This is a genomic window from Achromobacter sp. 1012554356 (genome assembly GCF_059760815.1).
Genome location: NZ_JCBANC010000139.1, coordinates 1 through 297, shown reverse-complemented (window position 1 = coordinate 297; position 297 = coordinate 1). Strand labels below are relative to the sequence as shown.

Below are 297 nucleotides of genomic sequence, written 5' to 3'. Positions count from 1 at the left end.
GTCTGGTTGGATTCGAACCAACGACCCCCGCCTTATCAAGACGGTGCTCTAACCGACTGAGCTACAGACCCAAAACCTTCTCGGATCAGTAGTCAGGAAGCTGTAGACCCAGGGAAGATTCCCTCGACCCAAGCCTACAACTGATCCCAGCTATATCAAACAACCGATAAGAGTGGACGCTTAACACGAGCACATAAGCTCTGAAAGGAGGTGATCCAGCCGCACCTTCCGATACGGCTACCTTGTTACGACTTCACCCCAGTCATGAATCCTACCGTGGTAATCGCCCTCCTTACG

The 297-nt window shown here is 52.2% G+C and carries 1 rRNA gene; it reads right to left on the bottom strand.

What is annotated here, in order from left to right:
• Positions 1 to 203: 203 nt before the first annotated feature.
• Positions 204 to 297, bottom strand: a 16S ribosomal RNA gene (locus AC6LJW_RS29485); the annotation flags it as partial.